The following is a 19,591-nucleotide window of genomic DNA, read 5'->3' as shown; positions in this document are numbered from 1 at the left end:
GTGATAGCCGGATCAACGCCGTAAAGCTGTCTCCATACTAGCGGGGCGGGTCCAGCGGTTATTCCGCCGACCCACCCCTGAGGTCTCGCTAGTGCTTCGCATGTCTGCCACCCGGTCTCGACGAGGCTTCCTCGTCGTTCTCGGTCCGCAGCGACAACGCACTGACGAGCAGCAGCACCGCGCCTATGACGCACACGATGATGCAGCCCCATGCCCAGATCACCGAACCGGTGGTCAGTGCGGTCACCAGCAGGCCGAAACCCACGGCGGCGAGCGCGAGCGTCACCACGAGCAAGTGCACCACCCCCTCGCTGGGCTTCGCTGGCCCGGGCCATCAGCGGCTCGGCCATCGAAGGACGGGAAAGGTTGGCGACGATGACGCACCGACCGGGCTGTCACCCGGCACGACGCGGCATCGCGGGCCGTAGTTACGACTTTACTTGCTGCCCTTGAGAAGTGCGCCGTTGCCCGACGCGTCGGCGCCGAACTCGCCGCCGTCCACCGGAACCGCCGAACCACGGTTCTCCAGCTCCTCGAGCTGCGACTCCAGGTAGGACTTCAGCCGCACCCGGTACTCGCGCTCGAAGGTCTTGAGCTGCTCGATGCGGCTCTCCAGCACGCTGCGCTGCTGGGTAATGGTGGCCATGATCTCGGTGTGCTTGCGCTCGGCGTCGGCCTGCAGGGCGTCGGCCTTCTCCTTGGCCTGGCGCAGCTGGGAATCCGAGCGGGTCTGCGCGTCGGACAGCATGGCCTCGGCCTTCTGGCGGGCGTCGGCGATCATGGCCTCGGAGCGGGTGCGCGCGTCGCTGACCAGTCGCTCGGAGTTGGCTCTGGCGTTGGCCAGCAGCTGCTCGGCCTCGGTCTTGGCATCGGAGGTGAGGCGGTCGGCCATCTCCTGAGCCAGCGAAAGCACCTTGGCGGCCTGCAGATTCGCGTCCGCGGAGGGGGCGTCCTGCTTGACGGCGGCGACCGGGGCGGGCGCGGGCATGGGCGCCGGGGGCGCGGGCGGGGCGGCCTTGATGGGCTCCGGCGCGATGGGCGCCTTCACGGTCTGGACCGCGGGGCCCCGATTCTTCTTGGCGTCAGCCAGTTCCGCGTCCAACTCCGCAACGCGCTGGCGAAGATCAGCATTCTCCTCGATGAGGCGTGAGAGCTCCTGCTCGACCAGGTCGAGGAAGGCGTCGACTTCGTCCTCGTTGTATCCGCGCTTCCCGATCGGTGGTTTGCTGAACGCGACGTTATGAACATCGGCGGGGGTCAGCGGCATGGAACGATCCCTTCACGCTTCGTATGGAGATCTAGCGGTAGATCTGGGCAAGCTTTCTTTCGGCCCATTCTGTCACACCTGAGCTATCGACTGCCCTGCCTGGCCCGTGATCGTCATCAAGATGAACACGATAAAGAGCAGGACCATAATGGACAGATCGAGCCGAATTCCCCCAAGATTCACTGGGGGTATCAAACGCCTCAGAAGTTTCACCGGGGGGTCGGTGATCGTGAAGATCACCTCGAGGAGGATCACGACGAAGCCAGTCGGGCGCCAGTCTCGCGCGAAGCTGCGGATGAACTCGACGATGACTCGGCTGATCAGCAACAGCCAGAAGATGAACAGCAGCAGGTTCAACACCGTCAACAGGCTCACCCGACCACTCTGCCTCAGATCTCATGATCGGCAAAATAGAAACACTGATCGCCCCGGTCACAGCTGGGCTGGCAGCCTATGACTACCGGTCAGGACCACCGACACACGCTGTGGCACTCGAATACCCGGACATCTCGGGCACAAGACTCCCCACAATCCCCCAACGCCTCCCCGGCGAGCCCCCGCGACAAAGTCGCAACCCCCATAGACGCAACGTAATTCGTTGCCTCGGTTTACTTCTCACCCCACCCGACTCCCGGGCACCCGCCGTGGACGCGGCCCCGCGAATCCCGAGAGTTGGGTCCCGTTACTTCTGGTTGTAGAAGCCGTTTTCGGCGATGCGGCGACGCTCCTCGGCGGAGACGTCCACGTCGGCGGGCGACAGCAGGAAGACCTTGGTCGCGACCTTGTCGAACGAACCACGCAGGGCGAAGGCCAGACCCGCGGCGAAGTCCACCAGGCGGCGCGCGTCGGAGTTGCTCATCTCGACCAGATCCATGATCACCGGGGTGCCGTCGCGGAAGCGCTCGCCGATGATGGCGGCCTCCGCGTAGGTGCGCGGGCGCAGCGTGGTGATCTTGGACAAGGTGCCTCCGTCCTCGAAGATCTGGGGACGGCGGGCCGCCTCGATCCGGCGCTCCTGCTCCCGCAGCTCCTCAATGCGACGCTCCGCGTCGGTGTCCATCGCGAGCGCGCCGCGGGTGCTGCCGCGCACCATGGGCGCGCTGCCGCCCACGGACCGGGTGCGGCTGGACGGGGCGGTGTCGATGCGGGTGGGACGGCGCGGCGGCTCGTAGCGGTCGTCGGCGTCGTAGCGGTCGCGGTGATCGCGCTCGCGGAGGTCGTCGACGTAGTCGTCGCGGCGGGAGACGGCGCTGTAGCCCGGCTTGTAGGGGGCCTTGTACGACGGCTCGTAGGCGGGCTCGTCGTCGTAGCGGTCCTCGGCGTACCGGTCGTAGTCGCGCTCGCGTTCCCCGTAGGCGCGGGGGCGACGCTGACCACGCTCATCGGCGCTCCGGGCGGCTCCGCGGTCGTCGACGTAGTCGTCTTCGTAATCCTCGAGCGGAACCATCCCGAAGTACGCCTTGAACTTGTGCAGCGTGCTCATGCTTCCACCTCGCTGGCGCTCGGCTCCAGCACGAGCACGCTCGTGGCTGTATTTTTTGCCCGCTCGCTGCGCTCGCTCATCTGGTCGACCTTCCTTCGGCCCCGGTTGGCCTGGGGTGTTGTCCTGCTCAGACCTCATCTGTCACCAAGCATATGTTTCAAATGTGACTGGTGAGGTTTCTTTGCTACGCCGAGGTTATCGGTCGCGCGCCCATCAGGGCAGTACCGACACGCACGCACGTGGATCCATGGCGGATGGCCGACTCCAAGTCGCCGGACATGCCCGCCGACAGTTCCATAGCTTCGGGGTGGACGGTCGTTAATGCGGCGTGGATGCGGGCCAGTTGCTCGAAGGCGGCATCGGGTTCGACATCCAGCGGCGGGATCGCCATCAGGCCCGCGAGCTGCAGTGATTCCGAGGCGGCGACCTGATCGGCGAGGGCGTGCAGGGCCGCGTCGCGGACGCCGCCGCGGGCGGGATCGGCGTCGAGAGAGACCTGGAGCAGCACGCGCAAGGGGGTGGTGCGGGCACCGTCGTCGAGAGCGGCCTTGACGCCCGCGTCGAGGGCACTGGCGAGGCGGTCCGAATCGACCGAATAGACCGTATCGGCCCAGCGTGCAACGGCTTTGGCCTTGTTGCGCTGGAGGCGGCCGATGAACTCCCAACGTATTTGGGACAGGTGTCCCAGTTGGGCCACTTTGGCGGCGGCCTCCTGTTCCCGGGATTCACCGAACTCGCGGCGGCCGAGGTGATAGAGGATCTCGATATCCGAGGCCGGGAAGAACTTGGTGACGGGGAGCAGGCGGACGGCGGCTGGATCACGGCCCGCGGCCACGCACGCTGCGTCGATTCGCTCGATGAGAGCTGACAGTGACGTCTTCAGCTGCTCGGCGCGATCCGCCTGGCCTGTGAGCCCCGTCGCAACCGATCCCCTTGTGCCGGTAGAACTCTCGGTCATTCTGAAACCCCTTCGGATGACATCCAAATCACACCGGCGAGTCGCCCCGTCGGCGCGCCGCGGCGGTGTGAGAACAGTGTCTTGTCCTCGATGGTGCAGCGCGGGTCCACGGCGACCGCACCCACACCGGCCGCTTCCAGCTGTCGGCGGATGCCCGCGCGCAGATCCAGGCCTGGCGTGCCCTTGGCGGTGGTGGTCGCGCTGCCCGGCAGGTGCGCCTCGACATCGGCGCGCATGGCGGCGGGCACCTCGTACTGGCGACCGCTGGCCGCCGGGCCGAGGAACGCGCCGATGCGCTCGGGTCGCGCGCCGACCGAGACCATGGCCTCGAGGACCTTCGGGACGATGCCGATGCGCGCGCCGATGCGACCCGCGTGCACAGCGGCGATGACCCCGGCCTCGTCGTCGGAGAGCAGGATCGGCACGCAGTCGGCGGTGAGGACGACGAGGGCGAGATCCCGGCGGGTGGTCACCAGCGCGTCGGTGGCGGGCACGGGCTCATCGCGCGGGCCGTCGACGATCTCGACATTGCGGCCGTGGATCTGTTCCATCCAGATCAGGTGGTCGGGTGCCAGGCCGAGATTCTCGGCCAGCCGAACTCGATTGCGCCGCACCGCCTCCGGATCGTCGCCCACGTGGTCGCCCAGGTTGAACGAGTCGTAGGGGGCCGCGGAGAAGCCGCCCGCGCGCGTGGTCACAACCCGTCTGGTCCGGAAAACAGGTGCCGCTGATGTCATGGGTTCGAGAGTAGTAGCCACCGGCGGGCCAACTGGAAACGCGCCAGCCCCCGTGGTGGGGGCTGGCGCGTTCACGGCGAATTGCGTTGCGGTCCTTGCCTAATTCCGTCGCGATCCTTGGCCTATCGACGCATGAACGAGGGCACGTCCACATCGTCGTCGTCCGCGTCCGGCGGCTGGATGTGGCCGCGGGGGTTGCCGCCGATGGTCGGATCGACCGACGGGCGCGGGGCGCTGTAGGACGGCGCGGGGCCGCGCTCGGCCACGGGGGCCGGGGCGGGGGCGGCCGGGGCGGGCGGCGGTTCCACCGGACGGGTCGGCTCGGCGGCGCGGGTCGAGCTGTATTCGCTCGTGCGGCTGACCGATCCGGCCGAGGCCGAACTGGTGGTGGAGGCGGTGCTGCTGAAGCGGCTCACCGAGGGTTCGATGCGCCGCGACGGGCCGTTGCCGTCGAAACCGGCCGCGATCACCGTGACGCGGACCTCGTCGCCGAGGGAATCGTCGATGACCGTACCGAAGATGATGTTCGCCTCGATGTGCGCGGCCTCCTGGACCAGCGAGGCGGCCTCGTTGATCTCGAACAGGCCGAGGTCCGACCCGCCCGCGATGGAGAGCAGCACGCCGTGCGCGCCGTCCATGGAGGCTTCCAGCAGTGGCGAATTGATCGCCGCCTCGGCCGCCTTGACCGAACGGCCCTCGCCGCGTGCGGAACCGATGCCCATGAGGGCGCTGCCCGCGCCGGACATGACCGACTTGACGTCGGCGAAGTCGACATTGATCAGACCCGGGGTGGTGATCAGGTCGGTAATGCCCTGAACACCGTTGAGCAGCACCTCATCCGCGGAGCGGAAGGCGTCCATGAGGCTCACGGCCGCGTCGCCCAGCTGCAGCAGGCGGTCGTTGGGGATGACGATGAGGGTGTCGCAGGACTCGCGCAGGGCCTGGATGCCCGCCTCGGCCTGGTTGCTGCGGCGCTTGCCCTCGAACGAGAACGGCCGCGTCACAACGCCGATGGTGAGCGCGCCGAGTTTGCGGGCGATGGAGGCCACGACCGGTGCGCCGCCGGTGCCCGTGCCGCCGCCCTCACCGGCGGTCACGAAGACCATGTCCGCGCCCTTGAGGACCTCTTCGATCTCGTCCTTGTGATCCTCGGCGGCCTTGCGGCCGACCTCGGGATCGGCGCCGGCGCCCAGACCGCGGGTCAATTCCCGGCCGACGTCGAGCTTCACGTCGGCATCGGACATCAGCAGAGCCTGCGCGTCGGTGTTGACCGCGATGAACTCGACTCCCTTGAGTCCCTGTTCGATCATCCGGTTGACGGCATTCACGCCGCCGCCGCCGATACCGACGACCTTGATCACAGCAAGGTAGTTGTGCGGGGGCGTCATGGGCTCTCGCCTTCCTTCGATCTGAAACAGCTTGTCGTCTTCGGTTACTGGCAAAACTCCGGCGTTATGGTCTCGGTCCGATAAACCCTCAACCATAGCTTCAGCGTTATGTCAAGTATCCGACTGGTGCGGAACGGTATTCGCAGCCACCGCGTTACTAGCGCAGGCGCGCCGAAACGAGTGTCAGAATCTTGTGTGATTCGCCTCGTCCGACCCACCTGAGCATCGTATCGTGGACGGTTGCCCTCCGGTCCTGGATCGGAACCGGCGGTGCCCTTCCGGCAAACCACCGAAAATTTCGGCGGCCCAATGGGTATCGCTCACTTTACCGTGACCAGATTCGGACTCGTAACATCGAATACCTTGCCCGGCTGGGAAAGCAGGGGCCCGACCACCGCCGCCTTGCGCGCGGAGTCCGCGGTTCCGCCCCACACCACCGTACGGCCGTCACGCAACTCCAGGGCAATATCCGAAACCGAGCGGGCCACAACCGCTCCCACGCCCAACTGGTCACGCAGCGGTATGGGAAGGGCGGCCATGACCGCGACCGCGGCCCTGGTCACCGGATCCGAACCGCCCGGATGGTCGGTAATAAGTTTGGGCACTCCGGGTCCCGGCGGCTCGATCGCGAATTCCACGCTGTCGCAATCGAGCAGATGTGTCCCATCCGGGCTGTCGAAATACAGGACGGGGGTGCGCTCGACCACGGTCACCCGCACGGTGGACGGGAATACCCGTTGGACGCGGGCGGATCGGACCTTGGGTAGGTGGGCGACGCGTTCGGCGAGGGCGTCGGTGTCCAGCCGCAGCATCGAGCGACCGTCCGGTACCCGCAGCGCGTCCAGAACCTGTTGCTCCGGAACGGCGGCCAGCCCGTCCACGCGGACGGTCCGAACCGCCAGCAGCGGAGTGAAATACGCGACGAGGCCGAAGGCGATCAGCACGACGACACCGGCGAGCGCACCGAGACGGACTCGGCGGGATCGCCAGGCGCTCGGCCGATACGTGAGGTCTTCGCTCCCGGCGTCGTCTCCCCCGCCCTCGCTCATGTCCGGCTCACCGCCCGTGGCCGGGTCGCGCGCGCAGACCGTCCAGGATCTGGCCGCCCAGCATGGTCACATCGCCCGCGCCCATGGTGATCACCACATCGCCCGGCCGGGCCAGCGCGCCCACCTGCTTGCCGACCCGCGACATATCCGGCTGGTAGTGCACGGGTTTGGTGACGGCATTGGCCACCAGCGCGCCGTTCACGCCGGGCAGCGGCTCCTCGCGCGCGCCGTACACGTCGAGCACCACGACCTCGTCGGCCAGCGAGAGCGCCGCGCCGAACTCGGTCGCGAAAGTGGCGGTGCGACTGTACAAGTGGGGCTGGAAGACCACGATCACCCGACCGGGCCGCGAGCGCGCGCCGTCGCGGGCCTCCTGGGCGACCAGTTCGGCGGCGGCGGAGAGCACCGCGCGCACCTCGGTCGGGTGGTGGGCGTAATCGTCGAAGACGCGCACGCCGTTCTCTCGGCCGGTGAGCTGGAAACGCCGGTGCACGCCGCCGAAACCCTCCAGGCCCTGGATGATTTCGCCCATATCGGCCCCGGTGGCGCGGGCGGCCAGCAGCGCGCCGAGCGCGTTGAGGGCCATGTGGCGGCCGGGCACCGACAGGCGCAGGGTGCGCGGGGCGGACTCGTCGGAGAGCTGGAACACGGCCACGCCGCCGACATCGCGGGGCTCCCACGACAGCAGCCGCGCGCCGACGGGGACGCCGGAGTCGGCGATGTCGGCCGAGCCGTAACCGATCACCCGTACGCCGCGCGGATCGTCCTTCAGCTTGGCGACCGAGCGCTGCGCCAGGCCGAGCGAGCCCGGATCGTCCAGGCAGACCACCAGTCGCCCGCCCGGCTCGAGCCGGTCCACGAAGTCGTCGAAGACCTGGACGTAGGCCTCGTCCGTGCCGAAGTAGTCCAGGTGGTCGGACTCGATATTGGTGACCACCGCGACATCCGGCGCGTACTGCAGCAACGAGCCGTCGCTCTCGTCGGCCTCGGCCACGAAGATGCCGCCGGTGCCGTGGTGGGCATTGGTGCCCGCCTCGTTGAGCTCGCCGCCGACGGCGAAGGACGGATCGAGTCCGCAGTGCTGCAGGGCCACCACGAGCATGGAGGTGGTGGAGGTCTTGCCGTGCGTGCCCGAGACCAGCAGCGTCTTGTGGCCCTGCATGAGCGAGGCCAGCACGGCCGGGCGCAACAGCACGGGCACGCCGCGCTTATGGGCTTCCACCAGTTCGGGATTGGTCTTGGGAATGGCGGCGTAGGTGGTGACCACGGCGGTCGGCCCGCCCGGCAGCAGGTCCAGTGCTCCGGCGTCGTGACCGATGCGGACTTCCGCGCCGCGCGCCCGCAGGGCCAGCACGCCGCGGCTCTCCTTGGCGTCCGACCCGGACACCATGCCGCCACGCGACAGCAGAATTCGGGCGATACCGGACATACCGGCCCCACCGATGCCGATCATGTGCACGCGCCGCAGATGATCGGGTAAATCGGTCTGCACTCCTGCGATGGGTTCGGTCGCGGTGGGCGCATCGCTGTCCGGCCGCTCCACTGTCACCTCGAATTACCCCGTTCCCTGGCGTGTTTCATCGGATAGTTGGGTTCCCAGGCGCGAGTGCTGCGCCACGATTCCGTGGAGCGGCTGCTGCGCCGGGCCGAATCCGAATCTATCGATCGCCGCGACGCCGCTTCCGAGCCGCCCCGGCCTCGGCCCGATGGTAGCGCGCGCTTCTGTGGCGCGGGCTTGACCTTGGGCTTCGGCTTCGCCTTGGCCTTGGATCGGGCGCGGGCCGCGTTCGCCCGTGTGGGCGAATACATTTCGGGTTTGGGCAGCCGCAGCAGCCGGCTGAAGCGACCGTCGCCGCCGCCGTGCAGGGCCGCCACCGCCTCGGGTTCGTGGCGGGCGGCATTGGCGATGATGCCGAACATGAACAGGGTGATGGCCAGCGACGAGCCGCCCGCGGAGACCAGCGGCAGCTGCAGACCGGTCACCGGCAGCAAACCCACGACGTAGCCGACATTGATCAGGGCCTGACCGGTGATCCAGGTGGTGGCCGAGGCGGTGAGCAGGCGGATGAACGGATCCACCGAGCGCGAGGCGATGCGCAGACCGGTGTAGACGAACAGCGCGAAAAGCCCGAGCACCAGCGCGCAGCCGAGGAAGCCGAGTTCCTCGCCGATGATGGCGAAGATGAAGTCGTTGTGCGCGTTGGGCAGATAGCTCCACTTGGCGCGCGACTGCCCCAGCCCGCGACCCCAGATGCCGCCGTCGGCCAGCGAATACATGGCCTGGCGGGCCTGATAGCCGATGCCCTGCGGATCGTCGCCGGGATTGAAGAAGGCCCGCATGCGGTCGGAGCGGTATCCGGCCGAGAGCGCCAGGATGGCCGCGGCCACCGCGCCCGACACCGCGATGGTGACGAACATGCGCAGCGGCAGCCCGCCGAACCACAGCAGCGAGGTGAGAACGATACCGAGAGCGATGGTGGTCGACAGGTTGGGTTCCATCACGACCAAGAAACAAACCAGCAGGCCCGCGGGGACCAGCGGCATGAGAAGTTCCTTGTACCCGGCCCTTTCGCTCTGCCGGGAGGCCAGCAGGTGCGAACCCCACACCACCAGTGTGATTTTCGCGATCTCGGACGGCTGCACCGAGACGAAGCCGAGGTCGAACCAGCGCTGCGAGCCCTGCACCTTGGTGCCGACGCCGGGGATGAGCACCAGCACCAGCATGACCACCGACAGCGCGAACACCGGGAAGGACAGCCCGCGCATCACCCGCATGGGGATGCGCAGGGCAATATAGAACAGCACCGCGCCCAGTCCGGCGAACATCGCCTGCTGGATGAACAGCGAATACGGCGATCCGCCACCGGTATACGACTCGACGCTCGAGGCCGAGAGCACCATGACCAGGCCCAGCACGGTGAGCAGCACCGCGATGGTGACCACCAGGTGATACGACGCCAGCGGGCGGGCCAGCCACGCTCCGAACCATCCGGTTCGCGCACGCACGCGAGTCTGGTTTCCGACCCGCCGTGGCGTCGCCGTCGTCATTCGGTTCTCCCGATGTCCTTCTCGTCCAGGGCCTGCACGGCGGCCGCGAAGGCGCGTCCGCGGTGCGTGTAGTCGGCGAACATGTCCAACGACGCCGCGGCCGGGGCCAGCAGCACGGTGTCGCCACGAGTGGCGAATCCGGCCGCCACGCGCACAGCGCGTGCCATCACCGCTTCGGGTTCGATCTCGGTGAAGGGGTCACCCATTCGAGCATCGTCCCCCGAATTCAGCTCCACGACCGGGACATCCGGGGCGTGTCGCGCGAGTGCGGCCGCGATCACCGGCGCGTCCTGTCCGAACAGCACGGCGGCGACCAGGTGTTCGCGGCACTCCTCGATGAGGTCCTCGACGGTCGCGCCCTTGAGCTGACCACCCGCCACCCAGATCACGCTGGGGTGGGCCAGGATCGAGGAGCGCGCGGCGTGCGGGTTGGTGGCCTTGGAGTCGTCGACGAACTCGACGCCGGACAGCTCGCGCACGAACGCGGCGCGGTGCGGGCCGACCTTGTGCTCCTGCAGGCCCTCCTTCACGAACTGCGGTGCCACGTCGATGGATCGGGTGAGCGCGGCCGCGGCCAGCGCGTCGGCCACCCCGGCCGGTCCCTGCGGGCTGATGTCGCCGACCTCGGCCAGGATGGCGGCCTTGGTGAAGGCGCGGTCGAGCAGCTTGCCGTCCACCACGCCCAGCTCGCCGTCGGCGGGGACGCCGATGCGGAAGCCGACGGTGCGGCGCGCCTTGGACTTTCGGGCCAGCGCGGCGGCGACCGCGTCGTCCAGGCCGACCACGCCGACCCGTCCGGTCAGCGCGCGGGCCTTGGCGGCGGCGTAGGCGTCGAGCCCGCCGTGCCAATCCAGGTGGTCCTCGGCCACATTCAGCACGACGCCCGCCTCCGGGCGCACCGAGGGAGCCCAATGCAGCTGGAACGAGGACAGTTCCACCGCCAGGATCTGCGGTCCGGGATTGCGGCGCAGCGCGTCCAGGATGGGCAGGCCGATATTGCCGCAGGCCACCGACGGGATGCCCGCCGCGCGCAGGATCGAGTGCGTCATCTGCGTGGTGGTGGTCTTGCCGTTGGTGCCGGTGATCACCAGCCACTTGCGGACCGGTCCGTAGATGCGGGCCTGGTCGACCCACCAGGCGAACTCCACATCGCCCCACACCGGAATGCCCTCGGTGACAGCGGAAACCAGGACCGGGGAGTCCGGTCGCCAGCCCGGGCTGGTGATGACCAGCGCGAAGCGGCGCAGCGCGTCGGGTTCGAGCAGGTCGGCGGTGGTGGCGGTGCCCAGGCCGAGTTCGGCGGCCTCGGCCAGGGCCTTGCCGCCGCCGTCGGTGACGATCGGTCGCGCGCCGATGTCCTGCAGCGGCTCGATCAGCGAGCGCCCGGAGACGCCCCAACCGGCCACCAGCACATCACGGCCACGCAGGAATTCCAGCATGGGCCCCGGTGAACGCAGGACCCTCGGAGAATGTTCGGACATTGCTGCTCACTCACCCTGCCGCAGAGAGGTATTCGCTGTAGAACAGGCCCAGACCGATTGCCGAGGCCATGCCGGCCAGCAACCAGAACCGGATGATCACCGAGGTTTCGGCCCACCCGCTCAGCTCGAAGTGGTGATGGAACGGTGCCATCTTGAACAGGCGATTGCGCGTGGTGCGGAAGACCGCCACCTGCAGCACCACCGATGCGGCCTCGGCCACGAACAGCGCGCCGATCACGACCATGAGCAGTTCGGTGCGGGTGGTGATGGACAGACCCGCGAGCAGACCGCCCAGCATGAGCGAACCGGTGTCGCCCATGAAGATCTTGGCCGGCGCGGCATTCCACCACAGGAAGCCGATGCAGGCGGCGCCGCCCGCGGCGCACACCAGCGCCAGATCCAACGGATCGCGCACGTTGTAGCAGCCCGCCACCGCGTGCGCGGAGCAGGCGTTGCGCCACTGCCAGAAGGTGATGATCATGTACGCGCCGAGCACCAGGCTCATCGAGCCCGCGGCCAGACCGTCCAGCCCGTCGGTCAGGTTGACCGCGTTGGACCAGGCCACCACCAGCAGGCAGACGAAGGCCAGGAAGATCACCACGGCCATCGACACCGTATTGATGTCGCGGGTGTAGGACAGGTGCTTGTCGGCGGGGGTGAGGCCGTGCATGTTCTTGAATTGCAGTGCCAGCACACCGAAGACGACGGCCGCGGTGAGCTGGCCGATGTACTTGCCCGCCGCGGTCAGACCCAGGTTGCGCTGCTTGCGCAGCTTGATCAGGTCGTCGAGGAAGCCGACGAAGCCCAGCGCGGTGGCCAGACCCATGACCAGCAGGCCCGAGGCCGAGGGGCCGGGTTCGCCGTAGGTCATGGAGATCAGGTGCGAGCCCAGGTATCCGGCCCACATGCCGATGATGATGGCGACGCCGCCCATGGTGGGGGTGCCGCGCTTGGCCTTGTGGCTCTCCGGGCCGTCGACCCGGATCTCCTGTCCGAAGCCCTGTTTGGCGAAGTAGCGGATGACCACGGGGGTCAGCAGGATGGAGACGGTCAGCGCGATGGCCGCCGACAGCAGGATCTGGGTCATCGCGCGCCCTCCAGCAGATGCTCGGCGACGGTCCACAGGCCCACGGACTTCGAGGCCTTCACCAGGACCACCGCACCGGGCTCCAACTCCTCGTCGAGCAGCGCGATGGCCGCGTCGATATCGGGCACGTGGACGGCCTCCTCGCCCCAGGAGCCCTCCTGCACCGCGCCCTGGAACATGGCCCGCACCGGTCGGCCCTGGCCGACGACGACGAGACGATCCACGTCCAGCCGCACCGCCAGGCGGCCGATCTTGTCGTGTTCGAGGACCGATTCCTCGCCCAGCTCACCCATTTCGCCGAGCACCGCCCAGCTCGGGCGCGGCTGCGTTCCGGCCTTGGACATGGTGACCAGCGCCTTGAGCGCCGCGCGCACCGAATCCGGATTGGCGTTGTAGGAGTCGTTGACGACGGTGACGCCGTCGGCGCGGGTGCGCACGTCCATGCGACGGGCCGAGGCGGCGGTCGCGCCGGACAGCGCGTTCGCGACGGTGGCGAGGTCCGCGCCCAGGCCCAAGGCGACAGCGGCTGCGGAAAGCGCGTTGCCGACCTGGTGCTCGCCGTGCACGGCGAGCCGGATATCGGCCGATTCGCCGTTGGCGTGCAGGGTGAATCGGGCACGGGCCTGGTCGTCGAGGGTGACGTCGGAGGCACGCACGTCGGCGTTCGAGGCCTGCCCGACGGTGACCACCCGGGCCCGGGTCCGTTCGGCCATGGCGGCGACCAGGTGGTCGTCGAGGTTCAGCACGGCCAGGCCGTCGGCCGGAAGGGCTTCCACGAGTTCGCCTTTGGTCTGCGCGATGGCCTCGCGGCTGCCGAACTCGCCCAGGTGCGCGGTGCCGACATTGAGCACGACGCCGATGCTGGGCGGGGCGATCTCGGTGAGCGCCTTGATATGTCCGGGACCGCGGGCCGAGAGCTCGAGCACCAGGAAGCGGGTGTCGGAGTCGGCGCGCAGGGCGGTCCAGGGGTGACCGATCTCGTTGTTGAACGAACCGGGCGGGGCCACAACGGGTCCCAGCGGGGCCAGCACGGCGGCGATCAAATCCTTGGTGGAGGTCTTGCCCGAGGAGCCGGTCACGCCGACGACGGTCAGGGTGCCCGCGGCGACCAGGCGGTCGACGCTGACGCGGGCCAGTTTGGCCAGGGCGTCGAGCACGGCCGCACCCGAGCCGTCGGTGTCGTGAGCGAGGGCGATGGCGCGCGTATTGCCGGGCCGGGGCTCCACCACGATGGCCGGGACCCCGACCGGCCGCGCGGCCAGCACCGCGACCGCGCCCGCCGCGACGGCCTGCGCCGCGAAGTCGTGGCCGTCGGCGTGCTCGCCCGGCAGCGCCAGGAACAGGTCACCCGAACCCGCCCGGCGCGAATCGAATTCGGCCGCGCCGGTGACCTTCGCCTCGGGGTCGGGGGCGTCGTGCAGCGTGCCGCCGACGACCTCCGCGATCTCCCGCAAAGTCATCTCGATCATGAATGCGTCAGGTCCCTCGTCTTTTCCGACAGGGCGGCCGCGAGTACCTCGCGGTCGTCGAACGGATGCTTCACGCCTGAAATCTCCTGCCCTGTCTCATGTCCCTTGCCCGCGATCAACACCACGTCGCCGGGCCGGGCCCAGTCGACGGCGGCCTTGATCGCGGCCGCCCGGTCCCCAACCTCCCGGACCTCACCGCGTTCCGCGCTCGGCACCTGATCGGCACCGGCGAGCACCGCGGCGCGAATGGCCGCCGGGTCCTCACTGCGCGGATTGTCGTCGGTAATGATGGCCAGGTCGCTGCCGCGCGCCGCCGCCGCACCCATCAAGGGCCGCTTGGCCGTATCGCGATCACCGCCCGCGCCCACCACCACCGCCAGACGCCCCTCCCCCTGCTCGGCCAACCACGTGCGCAAGGTCGCCACGACCGATTCGATCGCGGCGGGCTTGTGCGCGTAATCCACCACGGCCAGAAACTCCTGACCCCTGTCCACCCGCTGCATGCGGCCCGGGACGTCGACGTCGCCGAGCGCCGCGGCGGCGGTCTCCGCATCGACCCCGGCCGCCGCGCAGACCGCGACGGCCAGCAGGCCATTGGCGATGTTGTACGCGCCCGGAAGTCGCAGGCGCACATCCACATTGACACCCGGGCCCGCGGCGGTGAATTCCTGGGTGCCGCCGGGGCCGGCGGTCGAGGCACCGGCGGTCCAGTCGGCTTGCGCGCCAGCGTGAGTCGCGACGGTCCACAACCGGGTCTCGTCGGCGGCGGCGAGGTCGTCGCGGATTTCCGAGGCCAGCCGCCGACCCCACTCGTCGTCCACACAGATCACCGAGCGACGCGCGGCCACCGACGGGCGCGGCGCGGCGGCGGGGTCCGGGCCGTCCGGAATGAACAGCCGGCGCTTGGCGGCGAAGTAATCCTCGAAGTCGGAATGGAAGTCGAGGTGATCCTGCGACAGGTTGGTGAACGCGCCGACGGCGAAGGACACCCCGTCCACCCGGCCCAGCGCCAGCGCGTGACTCGACACCTCCATGACCACCGCGTCCACGCCCCGCTCGACCATGAGCGCGAACATGGCGTGCAGCTGCGGCGCTTCCGGTGTGGTCAGCGCCGAGGGCACCCGGACGCCGCCGATGCGGGTCTCGATGGTGCCGATCAGCGCGGTGCGCAGTCCGGCGGCGGCGAGACCGGCCTCCACCAGATACGAGGTGGTGGTTTTGCCGGAAGTGCCGGTGATGCCGACGATGCGGAGTTTGCGAGACGGGTCACCGTAAAGAGCCGAGGACAACTCGCCGAGCACGGCGCGCGGGGTGTCGTGGATCAGGACGGGGACGGCGATCTCGCCGATCAGCTCCGCGCCCGCCGGATCGGTGAGGATGGCGGCGGCTCCGCGCTCGACCGCGTCGTGGGCGAAGCGGGCGCCGTGGGCCTTCTCTCCGGCCAGACCGGCGAAAAGATCGCCCGGCAGAACGGCATTCGACCGCTGCTCGATGCCGGTGACCTGGATGTTCGCCAGATCCGTTCCGGTACCGGCGCTGCGCGCCCCGGTCAGTTCTGCCACCTGACGCAGGCTGGTCGCTGCATTGGCAGCGGGCCGAAGCACCTGCGGGCTGGACTGCGCGGGCACGAAGCTCCTCTCCGGGGTGACTGTCATATGCATGAATCGTCCGGCTGACCGGATCGACGTGTCAGGTTACCTGTGTTCGATCGCCGCGCGATCGGCACGGCGTAGTTCGGTCACCCGCCGGTCCTCGCACCGGCGGCGGCGTACCTCACGATCATGTGTTCCCTGCTCTAACTCGCCTGCAGAACCAGCTGTTTGGCGGGCGGCGACGGCGGGATGCGATCCCGCTGCAGCAGCCACGACGCGATGCTGTGGAACAGCGGCGCGACCGATCCGCCGCCGCTGCCGTCGGAGCTGCGCACCGGCGCGTCCAGCATCATGCCGATCACGTAGCGCGGATTGTCGGCGGGGGCCATGCCCGCGAAGGTGATCCAGTAGCGGTCGCTGGAATAGCAGTGGCACTTGGGATCGACCTGCTGGGCGGTGCCGGTCTTGCCCGCGATCTGATAGCCCTCGATGGCGGCCGGAACACCGGTGCCACCCTGGTTGCCGCCATTGGGATCCTTCTGCACCACCGCCTGGAACATCTGGCGCAGGGTTTGCGCGGTGCGCGGGGACACCACCTTGATGCCGTCGGGTTGTGGCTCCTCGGTGCGGACGCCGTCGGGGGCGATCTTGGCCTTCACGATGCGCGGCGGAATCCGCACGCCGTCATTGGCGATGGCCTGGTACATGGCGGTCATCTGCAGGGTGGTCATCGAAAGACCCTGGCCGATGGGCAGGTTCGCGAAGGTGGAACCCGACCACTGGTCGCGCGCGGGCAGCACGCCCGCGCTCTCGCCGGGCAGGCCGACGCCGGTGCGCTGACCGATGCCGAAGCGCTTGACCATGTCGTACCAGCGGTCCTCGCCGACCCGCTGGGCCAGCATGAGGGTGCCCACGTTCGACGACTTACCGAAGACGCCGGTGGTGGTGTAGGGCGCGTTGCCGTGCACCCAGGCGTCGTGCACGGTGACGCCGCCCATGCTGATGCTGCCCGGAACGTCCAGCACCTCATCGGGAGTGGTCACGCCGTACTCGATGGCCGCGGCCGCGGTGACGATCTTGTTCACCGAGCCGGGCTCGAAGACCTCCTGCACCGACGGGTTGCCCAGGTCGGTGGTGGACCAGGTGTTCGGGTCCATGGCCGGGTTGAAGGTGTTGTCGTTGGCCATGGCCAGCACCTGGCCGGTGTGCACGTCCAGCACCACCGCCGAGGCCGCGCCCGCGCCCGAGAGATCCTTGGCCTGCTGCACCTGCTGCTGCACGTAGTACTGCAGATCCGAATCCAGGGTGAGCTCGACGCCGGAGCCGTTGACCGCGGGCTGGCGGTCGCGCCAGGAACCGGGGATGACCGCGCCGTCGGAGCCGCGGTCGTAGGTGAGCGAACCGTCGGAGCCGGCCAGCTGCGCGTCCATCGAGGACTCCAGGCCGATCTGGCCGTGCCCGTCCCAGCCGGTCGCGCCGATCACATTGGCGGCCAAGGAACCACCGGGATATTCGCGCATGTCCTGGCGTTCCAGGCCGACCTCGGGGAACTGCAGATTGATATCCGCCGCGATCCGGGGATCGACATTCCGCACCAGGTACACGAACGGTTCGTCGCTCTTCAGCTTGTCGAGAATGTCCTTCTCGGGAGCGTCCTTGCCGAGCTTGTCGTGAATGTATTTGGCGATGGCCGCGAGTCGATCCTCGGGCTTGGGCGCGGAATTGGGCTTCTTGTCGTATTCGTCGGACAGATCCTTGCGCACCCGCACCGGCTGAAAGGTCAACGCCTTGGCCGCGATCGTGAAAGCGAGAGATTTCCCATACCGGTCCAGAATGGCCCCGCGGGTCGCGGGATCGGCCACCTTCACCGTGCGCTGGCTCGCCGCCTCCGCCGACAGTTTCGGCGCGGAAATGCTTTGCACCCAGAGCAATTGAATGGCCGCCACGGCCAGCGCCACCAGCATGACCACCCGACCCACTCCGAACCGGAAGCGCGTCCCCGAATCCAGGCCCGGAGCGGGCCGCGGTCTGGACTGGCGACCGGGGCCCGAACCCGCACGGCCGGAACCACTCCGGCTGCGGGCGGCGGTCGTCCTGCCGCGCCCCGAGTCGCGCCCGCGCCCCGCGCGGGTAGGGCTCATGAAGCGTTTCCGTTCGTCATCGCGGTGCCCCGTTCGCCTGGACCTGGGGGTTCTGCTGCGTCGGCGCGGCCGGAACGGGATTCGCGGCGGTGGTCGTCGGTACGGCGGCCGAGGTGGGCGGCGCGGGCGTGGTGGTCACCGGAACGACGCGGTCGGCCTGGGGCTGGCCCGGTTTCGGGGGTTGGACCGGCGCGGGCGGCGTGGTGTTCAGCGGCGGGACCGGGGAGCCCTGGGCGGGTTGCGGATTGCCGACCACGGTGACCTGGCCGTCGGGCCCGATCAGCAGGCGGGCCGGGTCCTTGGCCGGGATCATGCCGAGTTCGGCGGCGCGCTGGGCCAATTCGGGGGCCGAGTCGGCGGCGGCGACCTCGCGCTGCAGGGCGTCGCGTTCGTCGGACAGCTTCTGGTTGGCGCGGCGCTGATCGCCGAGCTGGTAGGAGTCCTCGGTGGCGCGGGTGGTGAGCAGCAGCGTCAGGGCCAGCCCGCAGCCCAGCAGGGCGATGATGGTGGCCACGAAGGACATGCGGCCGCGCGGCATGGAGTCGCTGCGGCGGCCGCGGCGCATGCCCGGAATCTCGGTCTTGCCGCCCTCGCGATTGCGTCGCTTGGCGTAGGCGCGTTGGGCCGCACCCGATTTCACGCGCTCGGCGGCCTGCACCCGGCGAGCCCCCCGGCCCGCCGCCTGCTTCTGCATCGTCATAGCGCGGCCCCGATCCAGCGGGTCGCCCCTCGCCACCTGTGTACGCCGAACTTCACGAATGCTCCTCCCCTGCGATCCGTTCCGCCGCCCGCATGCGCACGGGGGCGGCGCGCGGGTTCTCGTCGATCTCCTGCTGGGTCGCCTTCTCCGCGCCACGGGTCAGGATCTTGAATTCCGGTCCCATGCCGGGCAATTCGACCGGCAGGTCCAGCGGGGTGCGCGAGGCCGACCGCTTGGCCAGCTCGGTCTTCACCACCCGGTCCTCGAGGGACTGATAGCTCATGACGCAGATCCGGCCGCCGGGTGCCAGCGCGTCCAGCGCGGCGGGCAGGGCGGCCTCGAGCGATTCCAGCTCCCGATTCACCTCGACGCGCAGCGCCTGGAAGGTGCGCTTGGCCGGATGCCCGCCGGTGCGGCGGGCGGCGGCGGGAATGGTGTCGTAGAGCAGTTCCACCAGTTGCGCGCTGGTGGTGAACGGCGTGCGCTGGCGGCGGCGGACCACCTCGGAGGCGATCTTGCCCGCGAAGCGTTCCTCGCCATAGATTTTCAGGACCCGGGCCAGCTCGCCGTGGCTGTAGGTATTGAGCACGTCGGCGGCGGTGGGGCCGGTGCTGGAGTCCATCCGCATGTCCAGGGGCGCGTCGATGGAGTAGGCGAAGCCGCGCTCGGCCTCGTCCAGCTGCATGGAGGACACACCCAAGTCCATGAGAATGGCGTTGACCGAGGACTTCTCGGGTAGTCCGGCTTGTTCCAGGGCGTAGGCGATACCGTCGTACCTGGTGTGCACCAGGGTGATCCGGTCCTGGAAGGGGGATAGTCGCTCGCCCGCCAGCTTCAGCGCGGAGGTGTCCCGGTCCAGGCCGACCAGGCGGATATTGGGATAGGTCTGCAGGAAGTACTCGGCGTGACCGCCGAGACCCAGGGTGCAGTCCATGTAGACAGCGCCATCGGAATGCAGTGCGGGGCCGAGGATTTCATCGGCGCGATGCAGGAGAACCGGAACATGGCGGGGGCCGTCACTGCCTCGGTGCACCTGGACCTCCCGGAATTTCCTGCCTCACGTTCTTCGCACGGCCGCACAGGGCAGTTGGCGAATCGGACCTAAGAAAGTTACGCGAATGCCCCGTGGTCTCTGACCGAAGCACCGCACCTGGCGTTGGGGAAGTACGTCAGGGTCGGTGTCGGGCAGAG

General features: G+C 68.9%; 17 protein-coding genes. All 17 read right to left on the bottom strand.

The window, feature by feature from the left end; all coding sequences use genetic code 11:
• Positions 1-88: 88 nt before the first annotated feature.
• Positions 89-295, bottom strand: a complete 207-nt coding sequence (locus VMT65_RS35860) for a hypothetical protein (protein WP_326313212.1) — start codon at positions 293-295, stop codon at positions 89-91.
• A 141-nt stretch (positions 296-436) separates the two neighbouring features.
• Positions 437-1,267 (bottom strand): DivIVA-like cell division protein Wag31, encoded by an 831-nt coding sequence (wag31, locus tag VMT65_RS35855; protein ID WP_326313129.1) that lies wholly within the window; start codon positions 1,265-1,267, stop codon positions 437-439.
• Positions 1,268-1,339: 72 nt separating this feature from the next.
• Positions 1,340-1,642, bottom strand: coding sequence for a YggT family protein (locus VMT65_RS35850; RefSeq protein WP_326313128.1), 303 nt, complete (start codon positions 1,640-1,642; stop codon positions 1,340-1,342).
• A gap of 307 nt (positions 1,643-1,949) precedes the next feature.
• Positions 1,950-2,750, bottom strand: coding sequence for a cell division protein SepF (locus VMT65_RS35845; protein ID WP_326313127.1), 801 nt, complete (start codon positions 2,748-2,750; stop codon positions 1,950-1,952).
• 184 nt (positions 2,751-2,934) lie between these two features.
• Entirely contained in the window at positions 2,935-3,708 is a 774-nt protein-coding gene (locus VMT65_RS35840; RefSeq protein ID WP_326313126.1) for a YggS family pyridoxal phosphate-dependent enzyme, read from the bottom strand.
• Complete coding sequence (gene pgeF, locus VMT65_RS35835) at positions 3,705-4,445, bottom strand: peptidoglycan editing factor PgeF (protein WP_326313125.1); 741 nt, start codon at positions 4,443-4,445, stop codon at positions 3,705-3,707. The genes VMT65_RS35840 and pgeF overlap by 4 nt, the downstream gene beginning before the upstream one ends.
• Before the next feature lie 122 nt (positions 4,446-4,567).
• Positions 4,568-5,833, bottom strand: a complete 1,266-nt coding sequence (ftsZ, locus tag VMT65_RS35830; protein WP_326313124.1) for a cell division protein FtsZ — start codon at positions 5,831-5,833, stop codon at positions 4,568-4,570.
• Between the two features lie 320 nt (positions 5,834-6,153).
• Positions 6,154-6,882 carry a cell division protein FtsQ/DivIB gene (locus VMT65_RS35825; protein WP_326313123.1) on the bottom strand — a complete coding sequence of 243 codons (729 nt, stop codon included), beginning with the start codon at positions 6,880-6,882 and terminating at the stop codon, positions 6,154-6,156.
• 7 nt (positions 6,883-6,889) lie between these two features.
• A complete protein-coding gene (gene murC / locus VMT65_RS35820; protein ID WP_326313211.1) occupies positions 6,890-8,335 on the bottom strand; it encodes a UDP-N-acetylmuramate--L-alanine ligase in 1,446 nt (481 codons plus the stop codon).
• Positions 8,336-8,427: 92 nt separating this feature from the next.
• Positions 8,428-9,930 (bottom strand): putative lipid II flippase FtsW, encoded by a 1,503-nt coding sequence (gene ftsW / locus VMT65_RS35815; RefSeq protein WP_442790380.1) that lies wholly within the window; start codon positions 9,928-9,930, stop codon positions 8,428-8,430.
• The gene (gene murD, locus VMT65_RS35810; RefSeq protein ID WP_326313210.1) at positions 9,927-11,369 is read right to left on the bottom strand and encodes a UDP-N-acetylmuramoyl-L-alanine--D-glutamate ligase; all 1,443 of its coding nucleotides are present in this window, start codon (positions 11,367-11,369) and stop codon (positions 9,927-9,929) included. Before murD ends, ftsW begins: the two co-directional genes overlap by 4 nt.
• Positions 11,370-11,421: 52 nt before the next feature.
• Positions 11,422-12,498 carry a phospho-N-acetylmuramoyl-pentapeptide-transferase gene (gene mraY / locus VMT65_RS35805; RefSeq protein ID WP_326313121.1) on the bottom strand — a complete coding sequence of 359 codons (1,077 nt, stop codon included), beginning with the start codon at positions 12,496-12,498 and terminating at the stop codon, positions 11,422-11,424.
• Positions 12,495-13,967 (bottom strand): UDP-N-acetylmuramoyl-tripeptide--D-alanyl-D-alanine ligase, encoded by a 1,473-nt coding sequence (locus VMT65_RS35800; protein ID WP_326313120.1) that lies wholly within the window; start codon positions 13,965-13,967, stop codon positions 12,495-12,497. The genes mraY and VMT65_RS35800 overlap by 4 nt, the downstream gene beginning before the upstream one ends.
• Positions 13,964-15,622, bottom strand: coding sequence for a UDP-N-acetylmuramoyl-L-alanyl-D-glutamate--2,6-diaminopimelate ligase (locus tag VMT65_RS35795; RefSeq protein WP_442790379.1), 1,659 nt, complete (start codon positions 15,620-15,622; stop codon positions 13,964-13,966). Before VMT65_RS35795 ends, VMT65_RS35800 begins: the two co-directional genes overlap by 4 nt.
• A gap of 140 nt (positions 15,623-15,762) precedes the next feature.
• Positions 15,763-17,700: a peptidoglycan D,D-transpeptidase FtsI family protein gene (locus tag VMT65_RS35790; protein ID WP_442790378.1), complete on the bottom strand. Its 1,938-nt coding sequence runs from the start codon at positions 17,698-17,700 to the stop codon at positions 15,763-15,765.
• A 16-nt stretch (positions 17,701-17,716) separates the two neighbouring features.
• Positions 17,717-18,400, bottom strand: coding sequence for a hypothetical protein (locus tag VMT65_RS35785; protein WP_326313118.1), 684 nt, complete (start codon positions 18,398-18,400; stop codon positions 17,717-17,719).
• Positions 18,401-18,452: 52 nt separating this feature from the next.
• Positions 18,453-19,433: a 16S rRNA (cytosine(1402)-N(4))-methyltransferase RsmH gene (rsmH, locus tag VMT65_RS35780; RefSeq protein ID WP_326313117.1), complete on the bottom strand. Its 981-nt coding sequence runs from the start codon at positions 19,431-19,433 to the stop codon at positions 18,453-18,455.
• Positions 19,434-19,591 lie beyond the last annotated feature (158 nt).

Source organism: Nocardia sp. CDC153 (genome assembly GCF_035818515.1).
GTDB lineage: Bacteria > Actinomycetota > Actinomycetes > Mycobacteriales > Mycobacteriaceae > Nocardia.
The sequence above is the reverse complement of the archived record's forward strand: the minus strand, read 5'-3'. Positions and strand labels throughout refer to the sequence as shown.